This window comes from Sphingopyxis macrogoltabida (genome assembly GCF_001314325.1).
GTDB lineage: Bacteria > Pseudomonadota > Alphaproteobacteria > Sphingomonadales > Sphingomonadaceae > Sphingopyxis > Sphingopyxis macrogoltabida.
The window spans coordinates 354,449-377,227 of sequence record NZ_CP009430.1 but is presented as its reverse complement, the minus strand read 5'-3'; the positions used below and the strand labels follow the sequence as shown (position 1 = coordinate 377,227).

General features: G+C 65.7%; 34 protein-coding genes and 1 pseudogene. 34 read left to right on the top strand and 1 reads right to left on the bottom strand.

Annotated features, from left to right (window positions below):
* Window positions 1–122 precede the first annotated feature (122 nt).
* Window positions 123–602: a hypothetical protein gene (locus LH19_RS26730; protein WP_054735455.1), complete on the bottom strand. Its 480-nt coding sequence runs from the start codon at window positions 600–602 to the stop codon at window positions 123–125.
* 28 nt (window positions 603–630) lie between these two features.
* Between LH19_RS26730 and LH19_RS26725 the strand changes: the two genes are divergently transcribed.
* The 34 genes and pseudogenes from LH19_RS26725 to LH19_RS26560 all read left to right on the top strand — a co-directional run bounded on the left by LH19_RS26725 (window position 631) and on the right by LH19_RS26560 (window position 22,753).
* Entirely contained in the window at window positions 631–1,665 is a 1,035-nt protein-coding gene (locus LH19_RS26725) for a deazapurine DNA modification protein DpdA family protein (protein WP_054735307.1), read from the top strand.
* A gap of 95 nt (window positions 1,666–1,760) precedes the next feature.
* Window positions 1,761–2,183, top strand: a complete 423-nt coding sequence (locus LH19_RS26720) for a hypothetical protein (protein ID WP_054735304.1) — start codon at window positions 1,761–1,763, stop codon at window positions 2,181–2,183.
* Complete coding sequence (locus LH19_RS29570) at window positions 2,180–2,764, top strand: hypothetical protein (RefSeq protein ID WP_234716227.1); 585 nt, start codon at window positions 2,180–2,182, stop codon at window positions 2,762–2,764. The genes LH19_RS26720 and LH19_RS29570 overlap by 4 nt, the downstream gene beginning before the upstream one ends.
* Window positions 2,761–3,405, top strand: a complete 645-nt coding sequence (locus LH19_RS26710; RefSeq protein ID WP_054735300.1) for a hypothetical protein — start codon at window positions 2,761–2,763, stop codon at window positions 3,403–3,405. The genes LH19_RS29570 and LH19_RS26710 overlap by 4 nt, the downstream gene beginning before the upstream one ends.
* A gap of 71 nt (window positions 3,406–3,476) precedes the next feature.
* Window positions 3,477–4,040 carry a hypothetical protein gene (locus tag LH19_RS26705; RefSeq protein ID WP_145923691.1) on the top strand — a complete coding sequence of 188 codons (564 nt, stop codon included), beginning with the start codon at window positions 3,477–3,479 and terminating at the stop codon, window positions 4,038–4,040.
* Window positions 4,037–5,290, top strand: a complete 1,254-nt coding sequence (locus LH19_RS26700) for a hypothetical protein (protein WP_234716226.1) — start codon at window positions 4,037–4,039, stop codon at window positions 5,288–5,290. The genes LH19_RS26705 and LH19_RS26700 overlap by 4 nt, the downstream gene beginning before the upstream one ends.
* 59 nt (window positions 5,291–5,349) lie before the next feature.
* The gene (locus tag LH19_RS26695) at window positions 5,350–5,706 is read left to right on the top strand and encodes a hypothetical protein (protein ID WP_054735294.1); all 357 of its coding nucleotides are present in this window, start codon (window positions 5,350–5,352) and stop codon (window positions 5,704–5,706) included.
* Between the two features lie 63 nt (window positions 5,707–5,769).
* A complete protein-coding gene (locus LH19_RS26690; protein WP_054735292.1) occupies window positions 5,770–6,228 on the top strand; it encodes a hypothetical protein in 459 nt (152 codons plus the stop codon).
* A gap of 30 nt (window positions 6,229–6,258) precedes the next feature.
* Complete coding sequence (locus tag LH19_RS26685; protein WP_054735289.1) at window positions 6,259–6,693, top strand: DUF4262 domain-containing protein; 435 nt, start codon at window positions 6,259–6,261, stop codon at window positions 6,691–6,693.
* Window positions 6,694–6,770: 77 nt separating this feature from the next.
* Window positions 6,771–7,019 (top strand): hypothetical protein, encoded by a 249-nt coding sequence (locus LH19_RS26680; RefSeq protein ID WP_054735286.1) that lies wholly within the window; start codon window positions 6,771–6,773, stop codon window positions 7,017–7,019.
* Window positions 7,020–7,089: 70 nt separating this feature from the next.
* Window positions 7,090–7,875, top strand: a complete 786-nt coding sequence (locus tag LH19_RS26675; protein WP_054735281.1) for a hypothetical protein — start codon at window positions 7,090–7,092, stop codon at window positions 7,873–7,875.
* Window positions 7,875–8,546, top strand: a complete 672-nt coding sequence (locus LH19_RS26670) for an RES family NAD+ phosphorylase (RefSeq protein WP_054735279.1) — start codon at window positions 7,875–7,877, stop codon at window positions 8,544–8,546. The genes LH19_RS26675 and LH19_RS26670 overlap by 1 nt, the downstream gene beginning before the upstream one ends.
* A 128-nt stretch (window positions 8,547–8,674) precedes the next feature.
* Entirely contained in the window at window positions 8,675–9,607 is a 933-nt protein-coding gene (locus tag LH19_RS26665; protein ID WP_234716225.1) for an adenine nucleotide alpha hydrolase family protein, read from the top strand.
* Window positions 9,608–9,637: 30 nt separating this feature from the next.
* A complete protein-coding gene (locus tag LH19_RS26660; RefSeq protein WP_054735273.1) occupies window positions 9,638–9,859 on the top strand; it encodes a hypothetical protein in 222 nt (73 codons plus the stop codon).
* Window positions 9,860–9,953: 94 nt separating this feature from the next.
* Window positions 9,954–11,164, top strand: a pseudogene (locus LH19_RS26655) (helicase HerA domain-containing protein).
* Between the two features lie 80 nt (window positions 11,165–11,244).
* Entirely contained in the window at window positions 11,245–12,396 is a 1,152-nt protein-coding gene (locus LH19_RS26650; RefSeq protein WP_234716249.1) for a hypothetical protein, read from the top strand.
* Between the two features lie 68 nt (window positions 12,397–12,464).
* Window positions 12,465–13,148 (top strand): N-6 DNA methylase, encoded by a 684-nt coding sequence (locus LH19_RS26645; RefSeq protein ID WP_145923690.1) that lies wholly within the window; start codon window positions 12,465–12,467, stop codon window positions 13,146–13,148.
* A 168-nt stretch (window positions 13,149–13,316) separates the two neighbouring features.
* A complete protein-coding gene (locus tag LH19_RS26640) occupies window positions 13,317–13,616 on the top strand; it encodes a hypothetical protein (protein WP_054735266.1) in 300 nt (99 codons plus the stop codon).
* Between the two features lie 26 nt (window positions 13,617–13,642).
* Window positions 13,643–13,867 carry a hypothetical protein gene (locus LH19_RS26635; RefSeq protein ID WP_145923689.1) on the top strand — a complete coding sequence of 75 codons (225 nt, stop codon included), beginning with the start codon at window positions 13,643–13,645 and terminating at the stop codon, window positions 13,865–13,867.
* Window positions 13,868–13,979: 112 nt separating this feature from the next.
* Window positions 13,980–14,411: an antirestriction protein gene (locus tag LH19_RS26630; protein ID WP_054735260.1), complete on the top strand. Its 432-nt coding sequence runs from the start codon at window positions 13,980–13,982 to the stop codon at window positions 14,409–14,411.
* Window positions 14,412–14,505: 94 nt separating this feature from the next.
* Entirely contained in the window at window positions 14,506–16,188 is a 1,683-nt protein-coding gene (locus LH19_RS26625; RefSeq protein ID WP_054735452.1) for an ATP-binding protein, read from the top strand.
* The gene (locus LH19_RS26620) at window positions 16,185–16,379 is read left to right on the top strand and encodes a hypothetical protein (protein WP_054735258.1); all 195 of its coding nucleotides are present in this window, start codon (window positions 16,185–16,187) and stop codon (window positions 16,377–16,379) included. Before LH19_RS26625 ends, LH19_RS26620 begins: the two co-directional genes overlap by 4 nt.
* The gene (locus LH19_RS26615) at window positions 16,376–16,678 is read left to right on the top strand and encodes a hypothetical protein (RefSeq protein WP_054735255.1); all 303 of its coding nucleotides are present in this window, start codon (window positions 16,376–16,378) and stop codon (window positions 16,676–16,678) included. Before LH19_RS26620 ends, LH19_RS26615 begins: the two co-directional genes overlap by 4 nt.
* A gap of 142 nt (window positions 16,679–16,820) precedes the next feature.
* Entirely contained in the window at window positions 16,821–17,135 is a 315-nt protein-coding gene (locus LH19_RS26610) for a DUF7673 family protein (RefSeq protein WP_054735251.1), read from the top strand.
* 39 nt (window positions 17,136–17,174) lie between these two features.
* Complete coding sequence (locus LH19_RS26605) at window positions 17,175–17,375, top strand: hypothetical protein (RefSeq protein ID WP_054735246.1); 201 nt, start codon at window positions 17,175–17,177, stop codon at window positions 17,373–17,375.
* Between the two features lie 151 nt (window positions 17,376–17,526).
* On the top strand, window positions 17,527–17,784 hold the full coding sequence (locus tag LH19_RS26600; protein WP_054735244.1) for a ribbon-helix-helix domain-containing protein: 258 nt from the start codon (window positions 17,527–17,529) through the stop codon (window positions 17,782–17,784).
* Between the two features lie 2 nt (window positions 17,785–17,786).
* Window positions 17,787–18,101, top strand: a complete 315-nt coding sequence (locus LH19_RS26595) for a type II toxin-antitoxin system RelE/ParE family toxin (RefSeq protein ID WP_054735242.1) — start codon at window positions 17,787–17,789, stop codon at window positions 18,099–18,101.
* A 725-nt stretch (window positions 18,102–18,826) separates the two neighbouring features.
* A complete protein-coding gene (locus LH19_RS26590; RefSeq protein ID WP_201258493.1) occupies window positions 18,827–19,405 on the top strand; it encodes a hypothetical protein in 579 nt (192 codons plus the stop codon).
* A 162-nt stretch (window positions 19,406–19,567) separates the two neighbouring features.
* A complete protein-coding gene (locus LH19_RS26585; protein WP_054735236.1) occupies window positions 19,568–20,080 on the top strand; it encodes a DUF736 domain-containing protein in 513 nt (170 codons plus the stop codon).
* Window positions 20,081–20,354: 274 nt separating this feature from the next.
* On the top strand, window positions 20,355–20,600 hold the full coding sequence (locus tag LH19_RS26580; protein WP_054735233.1) for a type II toxin-antitoxin system Phd/YefM family antitoxin: 246 nt from the start codon (window positions 20,355–20,357) through the stop codon (window positions 20,598–20,600).
* Complete coding sequence (locus LH19_RS26575; RefSeq protein ID WP_054735230.1) at window positions 20,597–20,983, top strand: type II toxin-antitoxin system VapC family toxin; 387 nt, start codon at window positions 20,597–20,599, stop codon at window positions 20,981–20,983. The genes LH19_RS26580 and LH19_RS26575 overlap by 4 nt, the downstream gene beginning before the upstream one ends.
* Before the next feature lie 44 nt (window positions 20,984–21,027).
* The gene (locus tag LH19_RS26570) at window positions 21,028–21,276 is read left to right on the top strand and encodes a FitA-like ribbon-helix-helix domain-containing protein (protein ID WP_054735227.1); all 249 of its coding nucleotides are present in this window, start codon (window positions 21,028–21,030) and stop codon (window positions 21,274–21,276) included.
* Window positions 21,277–22,043: 767 nt separating this feature from the next.
* Window positions 22,044–22,373, top strand: a complete 330-nt coding sequence (locus LH19_RS26565; RefSeq protein WP_054735448.1) for a single-stranded DNA-binding protein — start codon at window positions 22,044–22,046, stop codon at window positions 22,371–22,373.
* Window positions 22,374–22,423: 50 nt separating this feature from the next.
* A complete protein-coding gene (locus LH19_RS26560) occupies window positions 22,424–22,753 on the top strand; it encodes a hypothetical protein (protein WP_054735224.1) in 330 nt (109 codons plus the stop codon).
* The last annotated feature ends 26 nt before the right edge of the window (window positions 22,754–22,779 follow it).

The following is a 22,779-nucleotide window of genomic DNA, read 5'->3' as shown; positions in this document are numbered from 1 at the left end:
GTATTTCTTGTATTAATTGCCGCTCCATTCGGACGCATCTGAAAGCGACAAATGCGAAAGAAGAGGTGGAGAAGAGTGTCCTGAGCCGGGGGCAGGAGCTGATCAGGGGGGCGGCCAGCTTCCTAATCTGCCCACCACGACGGCCCCTGACGGAAGTCTTCGACCGCCGCCACGACCGGGCCGTCGGGCGCATCCGCGACATAGGGTGACACGAGCGCGCGCAGCCGGCGCTGCCCACGGTACATGGTACCGCCGACGCGCCCGCGCGCTTCAAGCAGATGCTCGAGCCACAGCAAATCCTCGATCATCTCCACAACGCCGCGGCCCGCGAGGCAGAAATAGATGCAGCGCTGAAAATCGTCGCCGTCCGGGTTGGAGAGGAGCGAGGTGAGCTTCCGCTTTCCGCCTGCCGCGCCTTCATGAACCCAGATCACGGCTTCGCGCAGTTCGCGCACCGAATAATAGGCATCCTCTAGATGCATCGCGAGCGACGCATTCGCAATCATGCGGCGCGTCGGACGATTGGCTTCGTCCAATGCCGCATCCAGCAACACCACATCGCAGTCGAACGGATCCAGAAAGAGGGTCGAAGGCGCGGTCATCATAAATCTCCTGCGCCGGGGCCATATCATGAACACACCCTCCATCCATTCCGCCGGAATCAAGATCATGCTCGGACTGCCGCACCTGCGAGACGGGCCGCTGCTCGCTCGGGCCCGGGCGCTAGGCCAACCGGTCCTTGTCTCGGCCAACGCCTTTTCGCGCTGGTCGCGCCGAAGCGGGGTTCGCGAATGGGCCGGCTGGTCGACCGGCTCGTTGCGCAACGCCTCGGGCCTCCACAGCCTGAGTCTCGACAGCGCGGGGTTCACCGCGATGGTCGCCTATGGCGGCTATCCCTGGACGATCGACGACTATCTTGATCTGGTAGCCGCCCATCCCTTCGCCTGGTGGGCGAGCCTCGACTATTGTGTCGAGCACCAGATCGCAGCCGACCGCGACGAGGTTCTCGACCGGATGTCGCGAACGATCCGGGCGACGATCGAATGTCGAATCCGCGCACGCGACCGGGGTATCGCGGCTCGCTTCCTGCCCGTTATCCAGGGGAGGCGCCCGCAAGATTATGAACGATGCGCGGACGCCCTCAGTCTCACGATCGAGAGCTCGCCTCTGATCGGGGTGGGGAGCATGTGCCGCCGACCGATCCATGGTCCCGAAGGCCTCGTCGCCGTCGTCGATCATCTCGACCAGATCTTGCCTCGCGGCAAGCTGCTCCATCTCTTCGGTGTGAAAGGCGAGGCGCTTCCGTATCTCACGAGGTTCGCGGGCCGGATCGCGTCGATCGACAGCCAAGCTTACGGGATCGGCGCCCGGATTGCCGCCCGCCGCAGCGGTCATGCCAAACCGGAGCATTTCGTCGCAGAGCATATGGCGCATTGGCTCATCGCGCAGCAGGCCCGCCTTCGCGCGATGCCCCGCGCACTCCCGATCGAGCCTGTCATCCCGGCCGATCCCGCGCCTGCCTGCCCGTGGCAGGCGGCCATCTCGCAGGCCCGCGCGGAGATCCGCGCGCTCATCGAACATGGGGAGCTCGACCATGACGCGATGACCACAGGCTGGATCGAACAGTGGGCGGCCGACATCTACCGCGACCAACGGAGCGATTGAGCGAGGGGAGGGGGAGGAGGGTGTCGGCTCGGGGCAGTGGAAGCGATGCTTCGCCCCGCGAGGCCGCGACGCCACTTCGACCAAGGACGATCCTCATGCCCCTCCACAAACGCCGCGATTTCGCCGATCTTCAGTCGCGTGCCCGCGCCGCACTCGAAACGCCCGCCGACCTCAGCCCCGCGGATCGCGAAGCGCTCGTCGCCGACCTGGCCGAGGCCGAGGACCGACTTCGCCTCGATTCTGTCCCCTGGATGGTCGACATCCATGTTGCCCATATCGACCATCCCCATGGCACCAATCTTTATGCAGCGTTCAGCCGCGATGCGCTGATGCGCGAGGTCGCCGATTATTGCCGCGAATATTGGTGCGAGGTTTCCGACGAGCGTGACCCCGCCGACCTTGACGATGACGAGATCGCTCGCAGCTACTTCGACGCGCACCCAAGCGAATTTCTCCAGTCTGACCGTGTTGCGATCGAAGCGACGGAGGCGGCAATCCCGGCCGTTGATCCGGTTTGATCGCGCGGGCCCGGCGCGCCGAGGTGCGCAACCCGGTAATCGCCTTGCCCGCGGTCCGCGCGCTCGCAGCGCTCGATCCCGCGCTTCGCGCCTTGCTCGCCGCCCTGTTGCTCGACCTTCAACGCGACGCCCGCGCCCGCGCCGACCATAGCTGGAAAGCGCGCAAGGCAGTCATCGCGGCCTATTGGTCCGCGGTCGCTGTCTATGCAGGACATATAGCGCGCTGCGTCTCTCCCGCCGGCAAGCGCGGGCGCACGCCTTTCGTGCTCGTTCAACCGGGATTTCCCGATCAGGCCGTAGGGAATTGGGCTGACGCCTCGTCCGCCTTTTCGGCGCGCCGCGAGATGTCCGGGCTCGGCGCAAGCGAGTTTCCCGAAGGGGCACTACACCTCGCCGGGGTCGCGATCGCGCGGGTCAGCTACAATGGCCGCATCTGGCCACTCGGTGAATGGACACGTCGATCCGAGCCGATTTACGACAATAGGGACCCACCAAGCGGGCGCGAAGATCGGGCGGCAAAGGGGAGGGGGAAGGGAGGGGCGAGCGGACCAGCTGCTCAGGCCCCGGAGACCCCCGAATGACCTATGATCTTGCCTTCAGATTTCAGCAGGTCCTCGATCCCAGCGCGCTCGTGACCATCGCGGCGACGCTCCATGCGATCGACGCCGCGATCAGCGACGGCCGCAATGCCGGCGTCGCGGTCGAAAACGACCCGGCCGTCATCCTCCTCTGCCGGCATCTGAGCTCGGTCTGCGCCAGCCGCGGCGAGGATGTGGCCCTGCGCCAGGCGTGTCTCGAACGGATCGGGGACCTGCGTGCCAAGCCGGCGCTCCGGACCCTCGCGGTGCGGGGTGTCGCCTATGACGAGGCGGCGAAGCGCCTCTTCCACGCCGAAGGCCGCATCGCGCTGCGGAGGCTTGCCGACGCCCTCGCTCTTGCGCCCGATCAGTTCGAGGTTCGCTCGAACAAGGGCGGCCCGGCAGTCTCGGGCGAGATCACGCTTCACGCCGACACGTTTTGGATCCAGCTCTCGCTCGGGCCGTTCGGACCCGGCCGCGAGATTTGCTTCCGCCGTGTTCATGGCCGCGACGACCATGTCGGCGAACGCAACTACTGGGGATCGGTGAGCGAGCTTCTCGCGCCCGATCGCCTTGCCGAGCGAATCTACCGCGACCTTCGGCTCGACCCGGCCACGCCCAGCGCGCCCCGCCTCGTCGCCTGACACCCTTCGCCACTGCGGCCAGATCGCCGCTCAGTCCCACTTCCTGTTCAACAACGCCGATGGAGATCCCGATGACCGCCAAGCCCATGTTCGCAGCCCGCCACAGCGCGCACGTCGAATTCCTAAGCGGAGACGACGTCTTCGCCGCCGAGACACTGGCTTTTGACGTGAAGGCCGGTGAGAACGCCGAGGCGGCCGCCGCGACCGCCGCCGAAGCAAGCCACTATTATGACGATCGCGTGCCCGATCTTCGTTACCGCTTGCAACTCAACCCCGACGAGACGTCCTCCGAACCCGGTGAGAAGCCGGTCTGCAAATCCTGCGGCGCGGACAGGATCTCCCGCGATGCCTGCGTGCGCTGGGACATCAAGAACCAGAGCTGGGAGCTTTCGGGCATCTATGATTCCGTCACCTGCGACTTTTGCGGTGCCGAAAGCGACTCACTCGCGAGCTGGATTCCGGTGGACCGCGAGACCGCGACCGAGCGCTTTGTCCGCGAAGTCGCTGCGCGGCTCGGTCGCCCCGAACTGGCCGGCGACCCGCATTTCGAGGAGGTCGTGCTCGGCCATTTCGTCGCTGCATCGTTCGACGAAGCCCTCGCAGCCTGGAGCGCCGCCGAAGCGCGCAACCGGTGACAGCCGCTTTCGACCCGGCCAGCGTCGACACCTGGATCGCGCGGGGCCGCGCGCCGGATCATGCGTCGCTCATCGCGGATGCGTGGCTTACCTTTCCCGACCTCGCGCCGGACGCTCCGCTCGAGCTACGGATGGCGCGTTCACACGCGCGCGTCGCGGCGATGCGGCCCGTCATGGAGGCGGTCCGCATCGCGACGGACCAGGCACGGCAGTCGGCGAACTTCGCTTTCACCGAGCGCCGCATCGCAGCCGGCGAAGGGGACGAGCGCGATCGGGCGATCCTGCGGGGACGCGACCGTCACGGGCTCGACTGGGACGCCGCCGTTCAATTTGCCCATGGCTGGTACGCAGCGCGAGCGGGCTGGGAAGCTCGACCGCCCTGCGAAAGGTCGGATGAGACGCACACGGCGGCCTATATGACGGGCTTCCGCGCCGGCGGCGGCGACCCCGACGATCTCTTCGACGCCGCGAGACGATCGCTGCTGGGCGCGCCCGACGCGCCCAACGAGCCTCTGCGGGCCACAGTTCGCGGGCGACCGCTGCCGAGCAGTTGGCCGCAACCGGGCGACGCCGGTCTGCCGGCGCGCTCAAGCCGGCGTCTCCTCATCCTCGGCGCCCCGGAAACGGGAATGATGGTCGGCGACCACGGCACATCCGAACTCTCGGCCGAGCTCTTGACCCTGGTCCGGGCCGACCCGGCGAGCCACGAGTGCCTCATCATGACGGTATCGGGAACAGGCTTCACGCTTCTTCCGGCTGCGGGCAGCCCGCTCGTGCCACTGGACACCGCCGAGGCCGCCCGCCTGTCCACCGATCCGGGCACGGCCGACAGATTGCGCGCGCTGGTCGGAGCCCGTGAGTTCGACGACATTCTCGTCGCCGCTCAGGGTCCATATCTGGCGCTCGTCGATGCCCACCATGCTGCCTTGCCGCTCTGCCGGTCGATGGAGCGCACACGCAACAGCTTGCGCCTCCAGCGCGCACAAATGCGGACCTGGCTCGCGCGCGGCATGGCGGCGGGCGAGAGCCGCGGGGCGGGGCACATCCGCTGGGGCAAGGCGATCAAGGGCCTGGTCGGGCGACTTGGCGAGTTCACCGCGCGCTACACGGGCAAGGTTGCGGGGAAGGGCCACCGGATCATCGTCGAAACCGGCGACCGCGAACCCGCGACCGGCTTTTGGACCTCGAGCGGCGAGCCCCTTCATCGGAGAGTTTCATCTCCAACCGCGCCCATCTTCGCGCCGCCATGACCGAACGGCTGCGCGCCTTCGGTGGCGCAACCCGCCTCACGCACGCAAGGAATAGCTGAATGCCGAAGAGTGAAGCTCATCAACCGGAACCGGACGGCGCCCCGCGCCCCGCCGCGATCACCCGGCACCTCGATTTGACGGAGGACAGGTTCCTCGAACGTTTCGTGCCGATCCCAAACCCGTTCGATGCGACCGCGGACTTCGACTTCGGCGACGGCGGCTGCCTCTTCGCGCCCACTGGACGGGAGCTTGAATTTGTTCGCGGCCAACCGGCCGAAAATATCTGGACCATTGTCGAAGGCGATGATGGCATCGAGATCACCAACGGTATGCATTTCGTCAATCGCCTCGGCTATCTCGTATCCGAGCATCCTTGCCCGCAGGACACTTTCGTTTCGGTCAATCTCGACGCCTAGCCGCCGCGAGCACCCCCTCGGCGCCGAGAGGCGCCGTCATCTGCTACCAAGGGACATCCCAAAATGGTCGAGACGCATCAGCTTCTCGGCGCGCTGCGCCGCGCCGCCCTTGCGGCCACGCCCGCTGAAATCGCCGACGCGCACGAGCAGGCCGCCAGCCTGCTCGTGGACGCAGGATGGTCGGAGGCTGCGGAGGCGGTCCGCGCCGTTCTTTCCGATGAGAGCCACGGCGCTGCCCCGCGCCCTTGCGCGGAACCGCCCGCGGATATCCCGTTCTCCGTTGCGCTTAGTCCGGACGAATATGACGTGGCGACGATCCTCGCCTTCGACCCCGATGCAGACATTGCGCCGGGCGCCTTCTCCCGAAGTGATCCGGGCGGGCGCTCGTTCCTCCTGCCCCGTGACGCGATGCCGGACCGCTCCTGGCGCAAGCTTGCCCGGGCCTGTTCGGCCGACCACTCGGCAGACGGCGATACGATCCTCCGGACGTTTCTCGCCGCGCGCCGCGCGTCAGCCGCCTGATCCCGAGCCTGCCCTTCGAAGAGGTTCCTCATGCTCGACGCTAGTGATTTCCGCGCCATGCTCGATAGCAACATCGCGCGAAGCGGCCAGCAGCTGATCTCCGTGTTCGGCGCTGGCGATGAACCCGGCTTCTCCTATACGATCGGCAACGCCCGCCTGGGGCTTCCCGAGCTCCTTATCGTCGGCAGTTTCGATCCCCGTGTCACCGGAGAAATCCTCAACATCCTTGGCGCCCGAATGCGGGGCGACCGCAGACCGCTCGAAGGCGATCTCGAGTTCGGCGCGCAATTTCCCGCCCGCGCGCGCCGCGCCAGCGGCGCAGCCAAGAACCGGTTCACGATCCAGGCGAGCAGCTATCTCAGGCACGACGAATATGACGTCATCCAGCTGCTGCTCTGCGATCCTGCCGGCGTTTATCCCGGCGAACCGGGCTGCGTCCAGAGTTACGATGTGCCGCTCGCCTGATGCGACATTTCCGGAAGCCGTCCCGCAGCAATACCGAACCGTGCTTCCCCTCTTCACCCATCACGGAGGATCATCACATGGAAATCCATTTCCGGCTCGAAGGCTATTGCCAGGTCCCCGACGGCACCAGACCACTCGACGAAGTGCGCAACCAGTTTCGGCTTCCTTCGGGCGCGATCGTCTCGATCTGCCCCGTCGTCGAGCTCGCAACTAGCGAAAATGCCGACGACCATCGCGATCTCTCCCATGACGAAGGCGTCGAACTCGGCCTCGTCCTCGAAATCCTGGAGCGCGACTGCGCACTCGTCGAGAAGACCGGCACGTAGATCAGACTCGCAATTTCAGCTATTTGTGCTATATGATACATACATAGTAGCGAAACTAGGAACCCCATATATGGTAGCCGCGTCCACTCTCGACAAGCTTCCTCCCATCGGCGGGCCCCGCCGCGGGCGAGGAAAATCGCGCCCAATCTACGCATCGAAGAGCCTCGCGGCATCCGCAGTCGAGGACGGACGCGTTCTCGTCGACCTCTCGATCGGGGATGATCCCGGCAACCTCGATCTGCTCAAGGACGCGCTCGCCACCGCCGGTTTGCGGACCGGAGCGAAGGGTAAAATTCCCAAGCTGACGGTCGAGGCCGCCGAGCTTCTTGGGAGCGTCTTTGAGCAGGTCGCCGAACGCTTCATCCGAATCGCCTTCGCCGGCGAATTCGAGAAGCTCGTCTCCGAATATCGGGTTATGCTTCGCGAGAATCTTGCGAAGGGCGATGACGCACAGCTCAAGGCCGCGCTCAACCGGGCGCGGCTGCAGGAGCGCATCCTCGCGGGAACGCAAATGGCCGATCAGGCGGAGGCCTGCGAGCTGCTCGGTCTTTCCGGAGCCAACCCTTCGGCGACGATGAAGCGCAAGGAAGAGCGTCGCGAGCTGCTGCGCTTCACGGTCGATGGCCGGGCCGTCTATCCGCTGCTCCAGTTCGACGTCGAGGGCCGCCGCGTCTATCCGGCGATCAGCCGGATCATTTCCGAGAAGCCCGCCGACTGGAGCGATTTCCGACTTTTGCACTGGCTGAGCAAGCCGCATCTGGATTTCGACGGGACGCCGGCTGCTGCGCTTGGCAGCGAATCTGATGCCGTCCTTGCTGCCTTTGAACGGGAGATCGAGCCGCAGGTCCACGGCTGATGCGGTTCAGCATCAAAATACCCGCGCCTGCCACGATGAAGGCGGGAAAGGAGGATTATCACTCGCTCGCTGCGGGAACTGAGCTGCACCGGATTCATCCGGGCGCATTTGGCGCAACCCAGTTCAACGACACCGACCGCGGAAATGCCCGTTTCTCACCTATCCGCGACGCGAACGGCGACCTCATTCCCACAATCTATGCAGCGCAGTCTTTTGCCTGCGCGGCCTGTGAAATCATCCTCCGCTGCCCGGATACGCCGCAACGCATTCGAACGTCGGTTGCTCCGCGCGAGATCGTGCATCCGTCCGATTATTTCTCGCACGCCCACAGTCATGTCCGCACAACGCAGAACCTCAGCCTGGTCAGCATCACGTCGACGGGCCAACGGAAGATCGGCGTGAACGGCAACGCGCTCCTTGCCGGGCCCAAAAGCACCTACCCCATCACGCGAAATTGGGCCGAACGCATTCACGCGGTCTGCCCGTCCGCACAGGGCCTCTATTATCTCTCCTACCAATATGGACCTGAGTTCGCTGTCGTCCTCTTTGCCGATCGCGTTCCCGGCGATATCCTCGAGGCCCTGTCAACGCGGTCGGTCGCCGATCCGGATTGCCACCATGAGATTCAGACGATCGCGGACGCATTCTCCATCGATTATGAGAATGTCTAAGGCCACCGAGGCGTGACGAACTCAGTCGGCCATTACTCAGCGATCACCATCCGAGACCGGTAGACCCAAGAATCAAAGAGAAGAGGGAGCCGACGGCATGATCTTTCATGCCGTCCCGGAGAACGCTCTTGTCCCGCTCAATCGATTACCTGGCGGTTCCCCCGCCGGCGCCCGTCGTCCTCGCCTATGGCATCGGCGTCGACAGCACCGCGCTGCTCGTCGAGCTTGAAGCGAAAGGAATGCCGCCGGACCTCGTGCTCAGCGCCGATACTGGCGTCGAGAAGCCGGAGACCTATGACTATCAGCGGATGATCGCCGCGTGGATGGCCGCGCGCGGCATCCCCTACGAGGTCGTCCGCTATGTGCCCAAGCGCTTCAAGCACTGGCCGCCCTATTTCGATCTCCTCTCGAACGTGCTGACCAACGCGACGCTGCCGAGCATCTCGCTCGGGCGCCACAGCTGCTCGCTCAAATGGAAGGTCGCCCCGCAGGACGCCTTCCTCAAGAGCTGGGACCCGGCCCGCGCCGCTTGGGCGCGCGGTCAGAAGGTCGTTCGCCTCATCGGCTACGACGCATCGCCGGCCGATACGCGCCGCTACGCCCATGCTGCGGAAATTCCGAACGAACTCTTCGAATGCCGCTACCCTTTGCGCGAATGGGGATGGGACCGGGCGCGGTGCATCGCCCGGATCGAGGCTGCCGGGCTTCCCGTGCCGCCCAAGTCGAGCTGCTTCATCTGCGGCGCCATGAAACCCGACGAAGTTCGCGCGCTGCCGGCTTGGTGTCATCGCCTGATCGTGCTGGTCGAGGCGCGTGCCGCGCCGCGCCTGCGAACGGTCGAAGGCCTGTGGCGACGCTCGACCCGAACGAGGCCGGGCCGAATGACCGAGTTCATCGCCGCCGAAGGGCTTCTTCCCCGCGCCGAGATCGCCGCGATCATCCGCGACGCACCCGCCGACCTCATCCGCTTCCAGGACGTCGCCGCGCACGTTCCGATCGCCGAGCGGCCCGCCATGTCGGAGTGGCTCGAAGCCTTCAATGCCGGCCGCCTCGCGGCCTGAACCTCGACTCCGCCCGCTAGAGGACAACACATGCCCGACACCATCGCTTTCACGATCCGCCTCTCGATCGGGAGCTTCGACGGCGAACCCGCGAAGTCCAGCGAGACCGACTGCGCGGACATGGCGCGGTCCATTCACCACGTCGTCGAGCATTATCGCGCGGTCGAAGGTCTGACCGAGGCGGATTCCTCCATCTATGTCGAGACCGTCCTGGACGTCTCGCGGGCGCCGGACCTCGCGCGCCATCCATAGGGTTCGCCGACGCGGCTCCGCTGCGCACCGCCGGAAAAGAGAAGGGGGAGGGAGGGACAGGCGGCCAATGAGGCCGGGTCCAGGAGTTTCCCGCATGGCAACGATCCTCTCCTTCGAAACCGCGACTGACTCATGCTCGGTCCCAATTGGCACACACAGCAACGGCGAGCTCAATCTCAACCTCGAACGGCTGATGTCCGGTCGGTTGCTGATCCAGGGGAGCAGCGGCGCCGGCAAAAGCCGCACGCTGCGAAAGATCATCGAGGAAGCCTTCGACTTCACGACCATCATCCTGGTAGACCCCGAGGGCGAGTTCGCCAATCTCGCCGCCATATCGGCGCGACGTCGCTGAAGGCCTGCGAGCTCACCGCCGACGGCCTCACCGCCGCCGCAGCGCGCGCCCGCCAGCACCGGCTCGCGCTCCATGTCGACCTAACCGACCTCGATCCCGACCAGCGTATCCTGAAGGCAGCCGCGCTCTTCGCCGGGCTGATCGGCGCGCCGGTAGAGCATTGGGCGAACACCGTCCTCGTCTGCATCGACGAGGGGCATCTTCTCGCGCCCCATCATGCGGGCTCCGCGCGCGACGCCGAGACTCGCCGCATCGGCGTCGCGACGCTCACTGATCTCTGCGCCCGGGGACGCAAGCGCGGGATCGCGCCAGTGATCGCCACGCAGCGCCTCGCGAAGCTCAGTTCCTCGGTGGTCTCCGAGCTGCAGAACTTCCTCGTCGGGCTCAATGTCTTCGATCGCGATATCGCGCGCGCTTCCGACCTGCTCGGCTTCTCGACCAAGGAAGCCGACCGCCTCCGCAAGCTGGCTCCGGGCGAATTCTACGCCATGGGTCCCGCGCTCTCGCCGCTCCCGGTGCTCGCGCATATGGGCGAGACCATCACCGAGCATCTGGGCGCCACGCCGACCCTCACCGCCGCCGCGGCGGTCGACGCTGAAGAGGCCAACCGGCTGCTCGACATCGTGGCGCTCCGCGAGGTGTCGGCGCCGCGCCGCGACGCCGCGCTCACGATGAAGGGCGCCCGCGCGCTCGATGCCTTCCTCCTCGATCCGGCGGCTCCCGAGGCCGCGGCGATTATCGCTGCACTGCGACGCATCGCGCCCAATGCGACGACAGCAGCCGATCTCGCGGCGCATCTCGGGCAGCCGCGCGAGGCCGTCGACAATGCCCTCGACATGCTTTCGGCCCTGGCCGCGGTCGACACCATGCCGCGCGGCGATCAGCGAATCGCCCGGCTCCACGCTCGCCTGCGAGCGCGAATCTCCGACATGCCCGTGGTGGCGCTCGCATAAGCGCGCTCGACCTCGACGCCGATCTCGTCGAGCTCGCACCCGCGCCATCGGCGACGGCGGCTGTCGCAGCCTTGCGCGAAATGGCCTTTCGCGCCGACGCATGGACCCCGCAGGAGACCGAGCGGCTGCGCAGGCTCTTCGCCGCCGATACCGCGCTCGCCGACATCGCTGCGGACCTCGGCCGAGGCCGCGCCGCGATCGCAGAGCGCGTGACGCTGCTCGGCCTGCGCCGCAATTCGACGCGGACGTGGACCGAGCTCGATGATGCCGAACTCGTCCGCCGCTACGGCGACGAACCGACTGCGGCGATCGCCTCCGACCTCGGCCGCTCCTGTTCTGCCGTCTATGCCCGCGCCGGCCTGCTCGGCCTCGCTGAGAGCAATCCGCCGCAATGGACGGCATGGGAGGACGCCCAGCTCATCGAGGGTTACCGGCGCGGCGTGCCGGTTCGCCAGATCGGCACCCTGATCGGACGGCCGTTCGGCGGACTCTCCAGTCGCGCCGCAACCCTCGGAATTGTCCACGCCAATCAACCCGCGCGATGGTCGCCAGAGGAAACCGCCCGTGCACTCGAGCTCGCCGGGGCCGGGCACCGCTATCATGCGATCATGGCGATCATGGCCTCGGAGGGTTTTCCGGAGCGGACGATCCGGGGCTTCGGGCCGGCGCTCCGCAAGCTTGGCTATGGGCGGGGATGGGGCCGGGCCTGGACGCCGGAGGAGGATGCGCTCCTCACGCGGGCTTATGCCGAGGGATTGAGCCTCACGCCGCTCCGCACGCAGCTCGGCCGCACTGCGGGGTCGCTTCGCCACCGCGCCGAGTATCTCGCGCTTCGCGGAAGCCATGCCAACCGCAACGGGTTTCGGCAGGGGCCCGACTGGACCGAAGACGACGAGAAGATCCTGCGCGAACAATATGGCCGCGTTCTGACGCGCGAGCTGGCCGCGCGGCTCGAGCGGACCAAGGCCGCAGTGACGACGCGCGCGAACCTGCTCGGGCTTGTCCACGGCTATATCCGCCCGTTCAGCGACGAAGAAATCCGCGCCCTCGACATCGCCTATCGCACCGGCGTCTCGATCGCCGATCTTGCCGAGGCCCTCGGCCGCAAGCCGATGTCGCTCAGCAAATATGCGAGCAACCATGGCTATGCCTTCGGACGCCGCCCGAGGCATGCGATCACGCTCGCGGCGCTGCTCGCCTCCGAGGCGCTGCCCGACCCCGCCGCCGCCTGACCTTCCGGCCCCACCGTTAGCATGGAGCCGCGCTCGTCCCACGGGCGCGGCCGCCCAAGGAGCGCGCCATGTCCCCGCACGACCAGCACATCAAGGCCATCCTCGGTCATTTCCAGCGGGCGAGCCAGCGCCACGACCGCTACACCCTCTTCTCCGACTGCATCGAAATGATCGCCCTTTCCATCTCGAACGCCGTTGACGCCCGAGCCTTCAAGCGGCGCGAGGCCCGGTATCTCGAGATCGCCGCTCGCTACGACCGGCCGACCCTGGAGCTGTTCCCATGCATTCTCGCCGAAATCACGATGGTGCTCGAAACCGGGCCGACCGATGTTTTCGGCGAGGTATTCGGCGCGCTCGGGATCCACAACAGCGACCGCGGGCAGTTCTTCACGCCTTATACGGTCTGCCAGATGATGGCCCGCGTGACGCTCGGCGATACCGAAACGGTGCGCGCGCGCATGGCCGAAAAAGGGTTCGTCGAGGCGCTCGAACCCGCCTGCGGCGCAGGCGCGATGGTCATCGCGCTCGCCGAGGCGATGCGCGCGGAAGGCATAAACTATCAGCGACAGCTTCATGTCACCGCGATCGATATCGACCCACGCGCCGTCCACATGGCCTATATCCAGTTCTCGCTGCTGCATGTCCCGGCCGAAGTCGTGGTCGGGGATTCGCTCGCCCTGGAAGTACGCGACCGCTGGTTCACGCCGGCCCATATTCTCGGCGGTTGGGGCGCACGGACTCTGCTCGCGTAGTCACGCCACGCGGAACCAAATGCCGCCGCATCATTCGCGAAGGACGAGCGCAGCGATCCTGGGGGCGGTGCCGCCCCGCCGCCGCAACCCGGCGTACAGCTTTCGCTCTTCTGACGCGCCGCGGCCGAGGCCCTCGGCCCATCCTCTACCAGCCCAGGAGACAACCCCATGCATACCCATCGCTGCGCCGGCCTCGTACTCAACGTGCCCGAATTCTTCGCCGATCCCGCCTTCCGGCAGTGGCTCGGAAACGACCAGCCTAAATTCCCATGGTACAGAGGCGGCGACGTCGACGAATGGTCCGACGTCGTCGTGCTCATCGATCCCAGCCTCAACGGCGAAGGCAGCGATGCCGACATGCCCGCGCCGCTCTGGAACCGCCTGGTCGAGATCTGTCGCGAGCATCTTGGTCCCCGGCCAACCATGCCGAGCCATTATATGGTCCGGCTGACGAACCTCGCCGAATAGCCCACCCCGCCTGAAGGAGCCGCGCCATGACCCTGGTGAGATTTCATCCGCAGGCCTGGGTGAACGCCTATGCGATCGCAGTCGACCCCGAGGGCGAGACCGAATGGGACGTTGGCAAGGTCCCGGTGGACCTCAAATCGAACTCGGACGAGTCCGACAGTTTGCGGGATCATCCAAACGCGCCGGCCTGGGTGCGGGCGTGGCGCGGACCGTTTTTTATCGAAATCCTGGGCCAAGACGAACCTGGCTGACCACCCGAGGGAAACGGGACGCCGCAAGGGGAGGGGGAAAGGAGAGGCGCCAGAAAGGCGTCGAAAGTGCGGCGCCACCTGGTCGTCCGTCAATCCGTTCGGGAGACCTTCCATGTCCAGTTCAGCATCCGCCCTCGCCAACCTCGCGCCCACAGTCACCATCGTCCCCGACGGTCAACGCATCGAATTCCTGCCACGCCTGTTCGGTAAGCGCCTGTTCTTCGTGGGCGAGATTCGCGCCTTCGGTTTCATGGACAGGCTCAGCCCTGACTATAAGGGCGGCTTCTGGACCTTCTACGAGCAGGGCGGCGAGCCGCTCTTCCTCGCGCCGACCCGGAGCGAACCCTTCCGGATAAGCTGGCATGGGAACGGGTACGAGGGCGCGGTCAGCGCCGAGGCCGCCGGCATCATCGTGACCCTGTTCACGCTGTCGGACCTGTCGATGGAATTCAAGGACGACAGGCTCGCCGAGGCCTACCATCGCCTCCTGGACCATGCCTGCCGCCATTCCGAGGCCGCAGACATCTTGGCCGCCATCGACTGACCCGCCGCGGCCACGCGGCAGGCCCGCGCTCGCGCGCGCGGCCTGCCGCTGCGCGCCCGCTTCCTTCCACGACCCGGACTCCATGGGGACGACCATGCTGCCTCAAACCATTTCGACGCGCGTCAGCCAGGACGCGATCGGGAAGGTCACCCGACTCTTCAACAACACGATCGACGATGTCCTCGCCGAACTCTTCCAGAATGCACGCCGCGCCGGCGCCTCGCGCGTCACGCTCGAGACCCGCATCGAGGACAATGTCCTCTGGCTCGGCGTGACCGACAATGGATCCGGCATCGCCGACCCCTCCGTCCTCCTCTCGCTGGGCCAGTCCGACTGGGACAAGTCGCTCAAGGCGCGCGAAGATCCCGCGGGCATGGGCGTCTTCAGCCTCGCCGGGCGCCGCGCCGAAATAACCTCGCGCGCAAAAGGCAGCGGCAAGGGCTGGCGCATCGCCATCGCTACGGATGACTGGGAAAGCGCCGCGCCGATCGCGGTCATCGAGACCGCGCATCCGGTGGGGACGACGATCCGCTTCGTCCTCGACCCTCTTTGGCGCGACCGGCTGGAACCGGTCGCGCGGAACGCGGCACTTTACGCCCCCATCGAGGTCAGCCTGAACGGCGCGAAGCAGCCAAACAAGCAGTGGCTCGCCGAGGCGGAGGCGATCGTCGAGCGCGACGGTGTCCGCATCGGCATTTATCGTCGCTCCCGCATGTTCAATCCGGCCGCGTCGATCAATTTCCATGGCGTCACCGTTGCCTGCCGCCTCCCCGGCGTCAGCGAGCCTGATCGCCACTGGACTGCGTTGATCGACATCGTCGATGCGCCGCAGATTCAGCTCGTCCTCCCCGCGCGCAAGGAGGTCGTCGACAATGCGGCGCTCGCAAGTCTGCGCACCGCTGTCGCCATCGCGATCTACGAGCATATCCGCGGCCTCGGGACCCACCGCCTGTCCTATCGTGACTGGTGCCACGCCCGCGATCTCGGCGTCGACCTTCCCGAGGCGACCCCCCACCTCAATCCGTGGACTCCCACGCAGGCCGACAGCGACAGCGACCTTTCCCATGGCCGGCCACCGCTGACGGGCGAGCCCATCCTCATGTGCGAATTCGGCGCCGCCCTCGAACAATGCGCCGCGTTCGCCCTTGCGAAGGAAGAACGGTTCGCCGGACGCCTTGCCGACCTGGACCCGCCCATGCAGGGATATGGGTGGTACGACGCCTTGCCGCGCGTCACCGGAATGCACTTCGCCTTTGAGCTGAATGGCGCGATCTCGACCTTCGACGCGGGCGATGATGTACCGGAGATCGAGAGCGGGCCCGTCGACGGGCTCACGCTCTTTGTCGAAGTTTCCGCGGCGACCACGGAAACCTTCACGGTGCCCGCACCCGTCGCGATCATCTTCGACGATGGATGGCATTGTTACCTCGAAGACGCACGGATCGTCTTCGCGTCGCCGAAACTCATCTCCGCCAACGAACTCGTCGACCTTCTCGAAGGTACATGCTTTTCGCCCTCCACCGAGCGCGACGCCGACAGCTGGGAGACCCAGCACGATCACTTCATCGCCGATGCCCGCGAAATCGCGACCAGTCTGCTCGAGGGCGAGGACGCCGCCCTGATCGAGAAGGCCCGCAACATTCTTGAGGAACGCGTCCGGTGGTTCATTCCCAAGGGCCGGACACTCCACGCCGCAATCGGCCACGACGGACTCGAGCTTCGCCTCGACCCGGCAAGTCCTGCGACGGGGGCCGAGGTGATTGAGGAAGGGCCATGAGGCGGATCAGCCCGGCCATGCCCGCCGATCTGAAACGGACCAATCAGGCGATTGATCATCTCCGCGCCGCGCGCGACCTCTTGCGACAAGCCGGATGCCCGCGCGCCGCGGCCGCCACCATGCGCGCGCTCGCGAGCGCCGAAGGCGCCCGGCGTCATGTTGACCACCGCATTACCAGGAGCAGGACATGAGCCGCCACAACCTCACCCCCATACCTGACCAGACGGACGTCGTTGCGGTCGCGATCGGATGGGACCGCCCCCTGCAGACTTTCTTCGCGCAAGTCTTCACGCGGACCGAGGCCGAGCCCGACGAAGGCGAGGCCACGCTCTGGGTCGGGGGCGAACCTGGCGAGCTGCTCGAGCCCGAGGCCGCGATCGCGCTCGTCGCGCCCTTCGCCCAAATCCCGGACGACCTGGCATCCCGGCTCCGCGCTGAGCGAGACGTCGGCGCCCGCCAGGCCGACGGGCATTGTCAGGCCGAAATGTAACGGCGCTTCTTCGGTTCGATCCATTGAACCGCCGAGGCCGCGCGCGCCGCTCTTCTTGCCCGGTCCTGATATTAGCTGCTTGTGCGCTCGCCCGCATCATGATGAGATGGCCCGAACTCTTTATGCGTGACTGGACAACGGCATGACGACAATCACCATCGACAGACAGAGCGCCGCCGAAGCACTCGATCGACTGATCGCTATCGCCCGGTCCGACACGGGCCAGTCGCGCCGCGTCGCCAATTTCCTTCTCGCCTGGTGGTGCGGCGAGAAGCATGGCCATTTCCCCATCGCCGACATGTTCGGCCTCGACCGCGCGATCGCCGCCGACATTACCGCGATCATCCGCTTTATCGGACAGCAGCCTTGTGCCATCTACGCCGACGAATTCGGGCGCCGAGAGGAGATTCGGGATCTCACCCGCCTCTGGCGTCCAGCCCGGACCGAGGCCGCCTGACCCTCGCCTGACCGGCGACAATCTGCTAAAGAGACAGCCATGGCCGAGATCGATCCCCACACGCTTCGCGTCGCCGCCTCGCTCATCCGCTCGCGCATCGCGCGCCTCGACCAAGATGGCCGGCTTGACGGACTTCAGCGCCTTGGCGCGCACCGAACCCTGACCCAGCTCGCAACCGACCTCGAAATCTCGGCCGACCATGTCGGGCCGCGGCCGCCCCGGAGCCGCCGCACAAATTAGGCCGCGAGCGAACGACAGCTGTCCGAACAACCGAAACCCTCAGGTCGCCATCCGACCTCGTCCTGCCGGCGATCGCAGTCGCGCCCGCGCTTTCGTTCCGCCTTGTAACCGTCCACAATATTCCATAATATGGAGACAAGAGGTGCTAAGCATGAACAAACCGATGACATTGAATGTTCGCATCAGCGGTGTGCTCAGCGACTTCGTCGCCGCGCATGTCGGCGATGACGGCGCCTATGAAAATGTCAGCGAATATGTCCGCGATCTCATCCGGCGCGACAAGGAGCGGAACGAGAGAGACATGTACGAGCGACTGAAGGCGGAGCTGACCCACGCCTTTGGCGAACCCGAGAGCAGCTACGCTGCGCTTGATGCTGACAGCGTAATCGCGCGCAACCGCCGGGGCTGATCGTGACATCTTTCCGGGTTTCCGCAGTCGCGAGCCAACGGCTTGATGAGATATTCAGCTACACCCGCGAAACTCGGGGCGAGGACCAGGCCGAAGTCTATATACGCGGGCTCTTTGCCTGCTTTGAGCGGATTGCAGCCCGTGAGGTCGTCTCGCGTGCGATTCCTGCCGAATTCGGCGTATCCGGCTATTATTGCCGATGCGAGCATCACTATATCTATTGGCGGCGTCTGAGCGAGGACGCTGTCGGCATCGTCACAATCCTGCACGCGCGTATGCATCAGTTTGATCGTTTCCGCGATGATAACGGCGATTGACGGCGCAGCACCCTAATATTCCCCAATTCACTCCCACCGGCTCGCCGTCGACCCAAGGTCCTTGCCGGCCACTCCGGCCCGCTACGGGGCCTTGACCGCCGCCGGCTCAGTTTATCCCGATCGTCCTGTCAACGCACGGCCGCACCCCACCATTTAATCGCGAAAGATCGTGATCCCCTCCATCGCGTAACAATCGCCGCGCCTGCCGCCCGCGTTCAACAAGCTCATTGGCAAGGATCTGCTCCGCCGCCTCCCGCAGCGCCCCGAACAAACGAGGGGAGGGGGATCTGCCTAGCCTGGTCCCGCCGGTGCCGGCTGCTTCCCCGCAGCCGCGGACGCCCGACCCGACCCGAACCTCTCATCCGAAAGGACTTCCCATGCCGACGACCCCCATGACGCTTCGCGCCAAGCTCACTGCCGAAATGCCCAGATAGGCGGCTTCCGACAGCGAATACCGCACGCGGACCTGGCTTCTCCATGAAGGATGGAATCGTCGGCGCGAACTCGACTGGACTCTCGAGGCATGTCCGATCTCCGAAGGCCGCAGCCCCACGTTCCACCGCGCCCGGCTCGAACTCGACTGTCCGCGCACGGCCCGGCCGCGCTGCGGCGACCTGTGTCTCACGGTCGATATCGCCACCTCCGGCGATGCGGATCCCGCCGCGAAGGCGCGCCGTGTCCTCGATCTCGCGCCGTCGTCGGCTGTGCCGGCCGCCGAACGACGGTTGGCCGATATTCCAAGCTTCGCATCGCTGCGCCCGCCCGGCATCATCGGGCCGATGACCGACGACTGGCCCGTCGGACGCCATATCACCGGCTACAACCATCATCATGGAAGCTATGGCCAGGGCGGTGTCCGCCTCTCGGGCTGGCAGCTCAACGGGGGCTCCTGGATGGTCCTCCCCCTCAAATATTCGGCGAACTGGATCACCTTCACCCGCGAGGGCCTGACGCTGCTGGCGGATGCCTTCATGCTCGACATCACGATCGACCAGCGCATCATCGACGCACATCCGAACCAGATAGCCGACTTTCCGTCCTGGGATCACCGTTTTGCTGGCACGCCGCCCATCGAGGAGCTGCCGGACTTCGCGGTCGCGCGCCCGGTGATCGATCATTTCGAGAGCCGCCCGGACGGTTTCCGCCTCGACGCGCGCATCGGGCACCAGATCTACCGCTTCGCCATGGGCGACCATCTGCCGCGACCCGACTGGGCGGGGTCCAGGGGAGCGCGGATGCTCGGGCAAGGCGAGAGCGTCGCGGGGGCGTTTCTCCCCGCGCATGATTGCTACCTGACCCTCTGATCGAGGGTCGAGCGGTGCCCCCGGGGCATCCCGAGGCCGCGACTGCGGACCTCGGATTCGGGCGCGTTCGCGCCCGCTCGGCCGAGCGGCCGAGGAGGGAAGGAGGATCTGGAGATTTGGTCCGGACATGCGGTCCGCGGCCAATATCCAGGAGACCTTTCCATGAATATCGGTTCGATCAAGGAAAATGCCCAGGGCATTTTCGTCGGCAAAATCACGACGCTCACCATCGCCATGACCATCGCGCTTCGCGTGGTGCAATCGGCCAATGAACGCGCGCCCAAATATGACATCCTCGCACTCGGCACTTCGCGCGCATGGGTGAAGGTCGGGGCGCTGTTCGAGCTCTTCGCCAACGGCACTGGCGAAGCCTTCCTGAACGGCAAGCTCGAGGATCCGAGCCTCGCGTCGCCGCTCTACGTTTCGGCCTTCCGGCAGACCGACGGAAGCTACAACCTCGTCTGGTCGCGCCCGACGACCCGGCGCCGCGATCTCGCGAGCGAAGTGGCGGCGAAGTCCGATGACGCGCTGCCCCCGCTGCCCGGTGAGGAAGGGGGCGAGCCCCAAGTCCAGGAGGGCCTCGGCGAATCTTCGGCCGAGCATGGCTTCGGCGGCGAGCCGCAGGAAACCGGCCGCAAGCAGCGCGGCAAGCGCGAGACCGAGGCCGCCGAATAGGGCGCACCCGCACCGTCCTCCCATCCCCCGCGCGTCGTGCCTCGCGCGGGGGCCACTGGGGCACGCTTCGCTCACCCCGCGAAGCGGGCCCTTTTTCTGTTTCTCGAGGGTCCGCAGGTCGCCTGACGCGATATTCTCGTCGGAGGTCTAGGGCGAGTTCTCTTCATGACAGACAGGGAGGGAAGACGCGCTCCGCTCGAGGCAGGCTATGATTTGCATTCTGGTACGGATATGAGTAAACTAAGTCGTTCAAACTAAGCCGTGAGGGGCTCATATGGAAACCGTCAACATTCATCAGGCCAAAACCCACTTGTCGCGGTTGATCGATCGCCTGGCGAGCGGAGGCGGCTTCATCATTGCAAAAGCCGGCAAGCCGGTTGCCAAAATCGTACCTTTGAGCGCGCCGGAGGCCGGGAAGGCAAAACGCCTCGGCTTCATGACAGGCCAGCTTAAGGTTCCTGACGACTTCGACCGGATGGGCGGAGATGAGATCGAGAGCCTGTTCGGCGGTCAATCATGAAACTGTTGCTCGACACCCATGTCTTGATCTGGGCCGCCGGCTTACCGGATCGATTACCAGTCGATGGGCGTAACCTCATCGCAGACCCTGAAAACGAGCTTTTCTTCAGCGCGGCAAGCCTGTGGGAGGTCGCGATCAAAAGCGCCCTTGGACGTGATGACTTCACCGTCGATGCGCGCCTCCTGAGACGCGGTCTCCTCGACAATGGGTACGGCGAGATGCCGATCCTGAGCGAACATGCCGTAGCGATCGATGGTCTTCCTGCAATCCACAAGGACCCCTTTGATCGTCTTTTGATCGCCCAGTCGATGGTCGAGGGCATCACCCTGCTCACCGCCGATGAGCTCGTCGCGCAATATCCAGGACCAATCCGCAAGGTCTGACCAATGCTTCGAAAAATTCCTGCTCAGTATTATGGAGACATCGCATGGGCGTTCTGACGATCCGGAACCTCGACGACCCCATCAAGATGCATCTTTGCATCCGCGCTGCACGCCACGGCCGCTCCGTGGAGGACGAGGTCCGCGATATCCTGTTGCGCGCGCTTTCGGCGGAATCGCCAGCTCCAGAAGATTTGGGCAAAACCATCCACTGCCGGTTCACGTCGCTCGGAGGTATTGACCTCGTCCCGCCGCCCCGCGAATCCATCCGTCGGCTGCCGGATTTCGGTGAATAATCGTCCTCGGCACAATTGTCCCGCGCACGTAGCGGGACCAGCTTCCGCATCCGGCCAATCTCCGCGGGCCCGCGCTCTCTGTTTGACGGCCTGATTGCGTGCCGGACATGCGCCGGAAGCGCAGATCTGCCCCCCATACGGGGACCGAACCGCTCCTCTATGAACTTCTGACGGTGCGATAGAGCGGGATTGGAGCAAGCGTTACTCCCGCTCGTGTCGCTATTGCTGGCGGCCGACCAGTCGGGTCCGCCAACGCGCACCCGACGCCGCCATGGCAGCATCATCACCAGCGCACGGCATGCAAACCTCCTCGGCGAGACCCTGCGCATCCCCTCCGCCATTGTCCCGTGCCGGACGCACGAGCGCCGCCACCTGACCTGAAGCAGGCCCGTCCCGGCGCGCGATTTCCGAACAGCCCCTGCACCCTCAAATGAACCTGCGCGGGTGCGGCAATAGCTGCCGTCCGTCCGGTCGCTCCGCAGTCGATGACTCTCGGCGATGCCTGCAAGTTCGCCTTGCCCGTTGGCCGACTTCGCTGGGCTCCTCGGGCGATCCCGCCTGCTGGGATGAACGCTGCGCCCGTGCGGGCGCGGCGCAACCCCGGATCGTCCGGCCGTGTTGCCGGCCTGCGGCCGCCTGCCCGCACCACCCGGACAATCCGGGGTTTCCCTCGCTCGCGCTCGGTGCGCCCCGCCCTCGGCCACGGGCTTTCGCTTGAAGTTCATCCCGGCGGGAACCGCCCGCCGGCGCAAGCGAAGGACAGTCACATGAACAAGGTTTTTCTCGCAGGCCGCATCACTTCGGAGATCGCCCGCTTCGGGACCGAAGCCAAGGCCGGCGCCAGCTTCACCCTCGTCACCAGCAAGCCGGTCATCAAGGACGGCGAAGTCCAGAAAGACGGCAACGGCTACACCGAGACCTGGGACGAGTTCCACACGGTCAAGGCGTTCGGCGGCCTCGCCAAGTCGGTCCTGGCGCACAAGAAGAAGGGCGACCAGCTCATCGTCGCTGGCGAGATCCGTTACAGCCGCAACGAGCGCGACGGGCGCACCTATTACAACACCGACATCATCGCCGACGAAATCAAGTTCGTCTGACGCCACGGGGCGGCCGCTTGCGGCCGCCCTTCTTCATTGGGAGACCGCAGATGTTCCAGTTCCGCCCCTTCGACGCGCTGCCCGATCTCATCGACGGCATCGAGGCCAGCAATCCCTGGATGGTCGATCGTATCCGCCACGCCGCCGACAGTCTCAGCCACTACGAAATCTCCGCTCATCTCGCCAACGCTATCACCGGCGCCATGGATGCCACCCATCTTCGCCGCTGGGAGGAAAGCCAGTTCGGCGAGGCGAGCGCCGACGCCCTGGTCGACGCCGAATATCATGACGACCTCGCCGCAGCCTGGTCGCTGGTCGCGGCCGAGCACCAGCTGCTCGCCGCCGGCCTCCATCTCGCACTCGGCGGGTCAGGAGACTGACCCGCCATTTCCTTAAATCAGGGGAC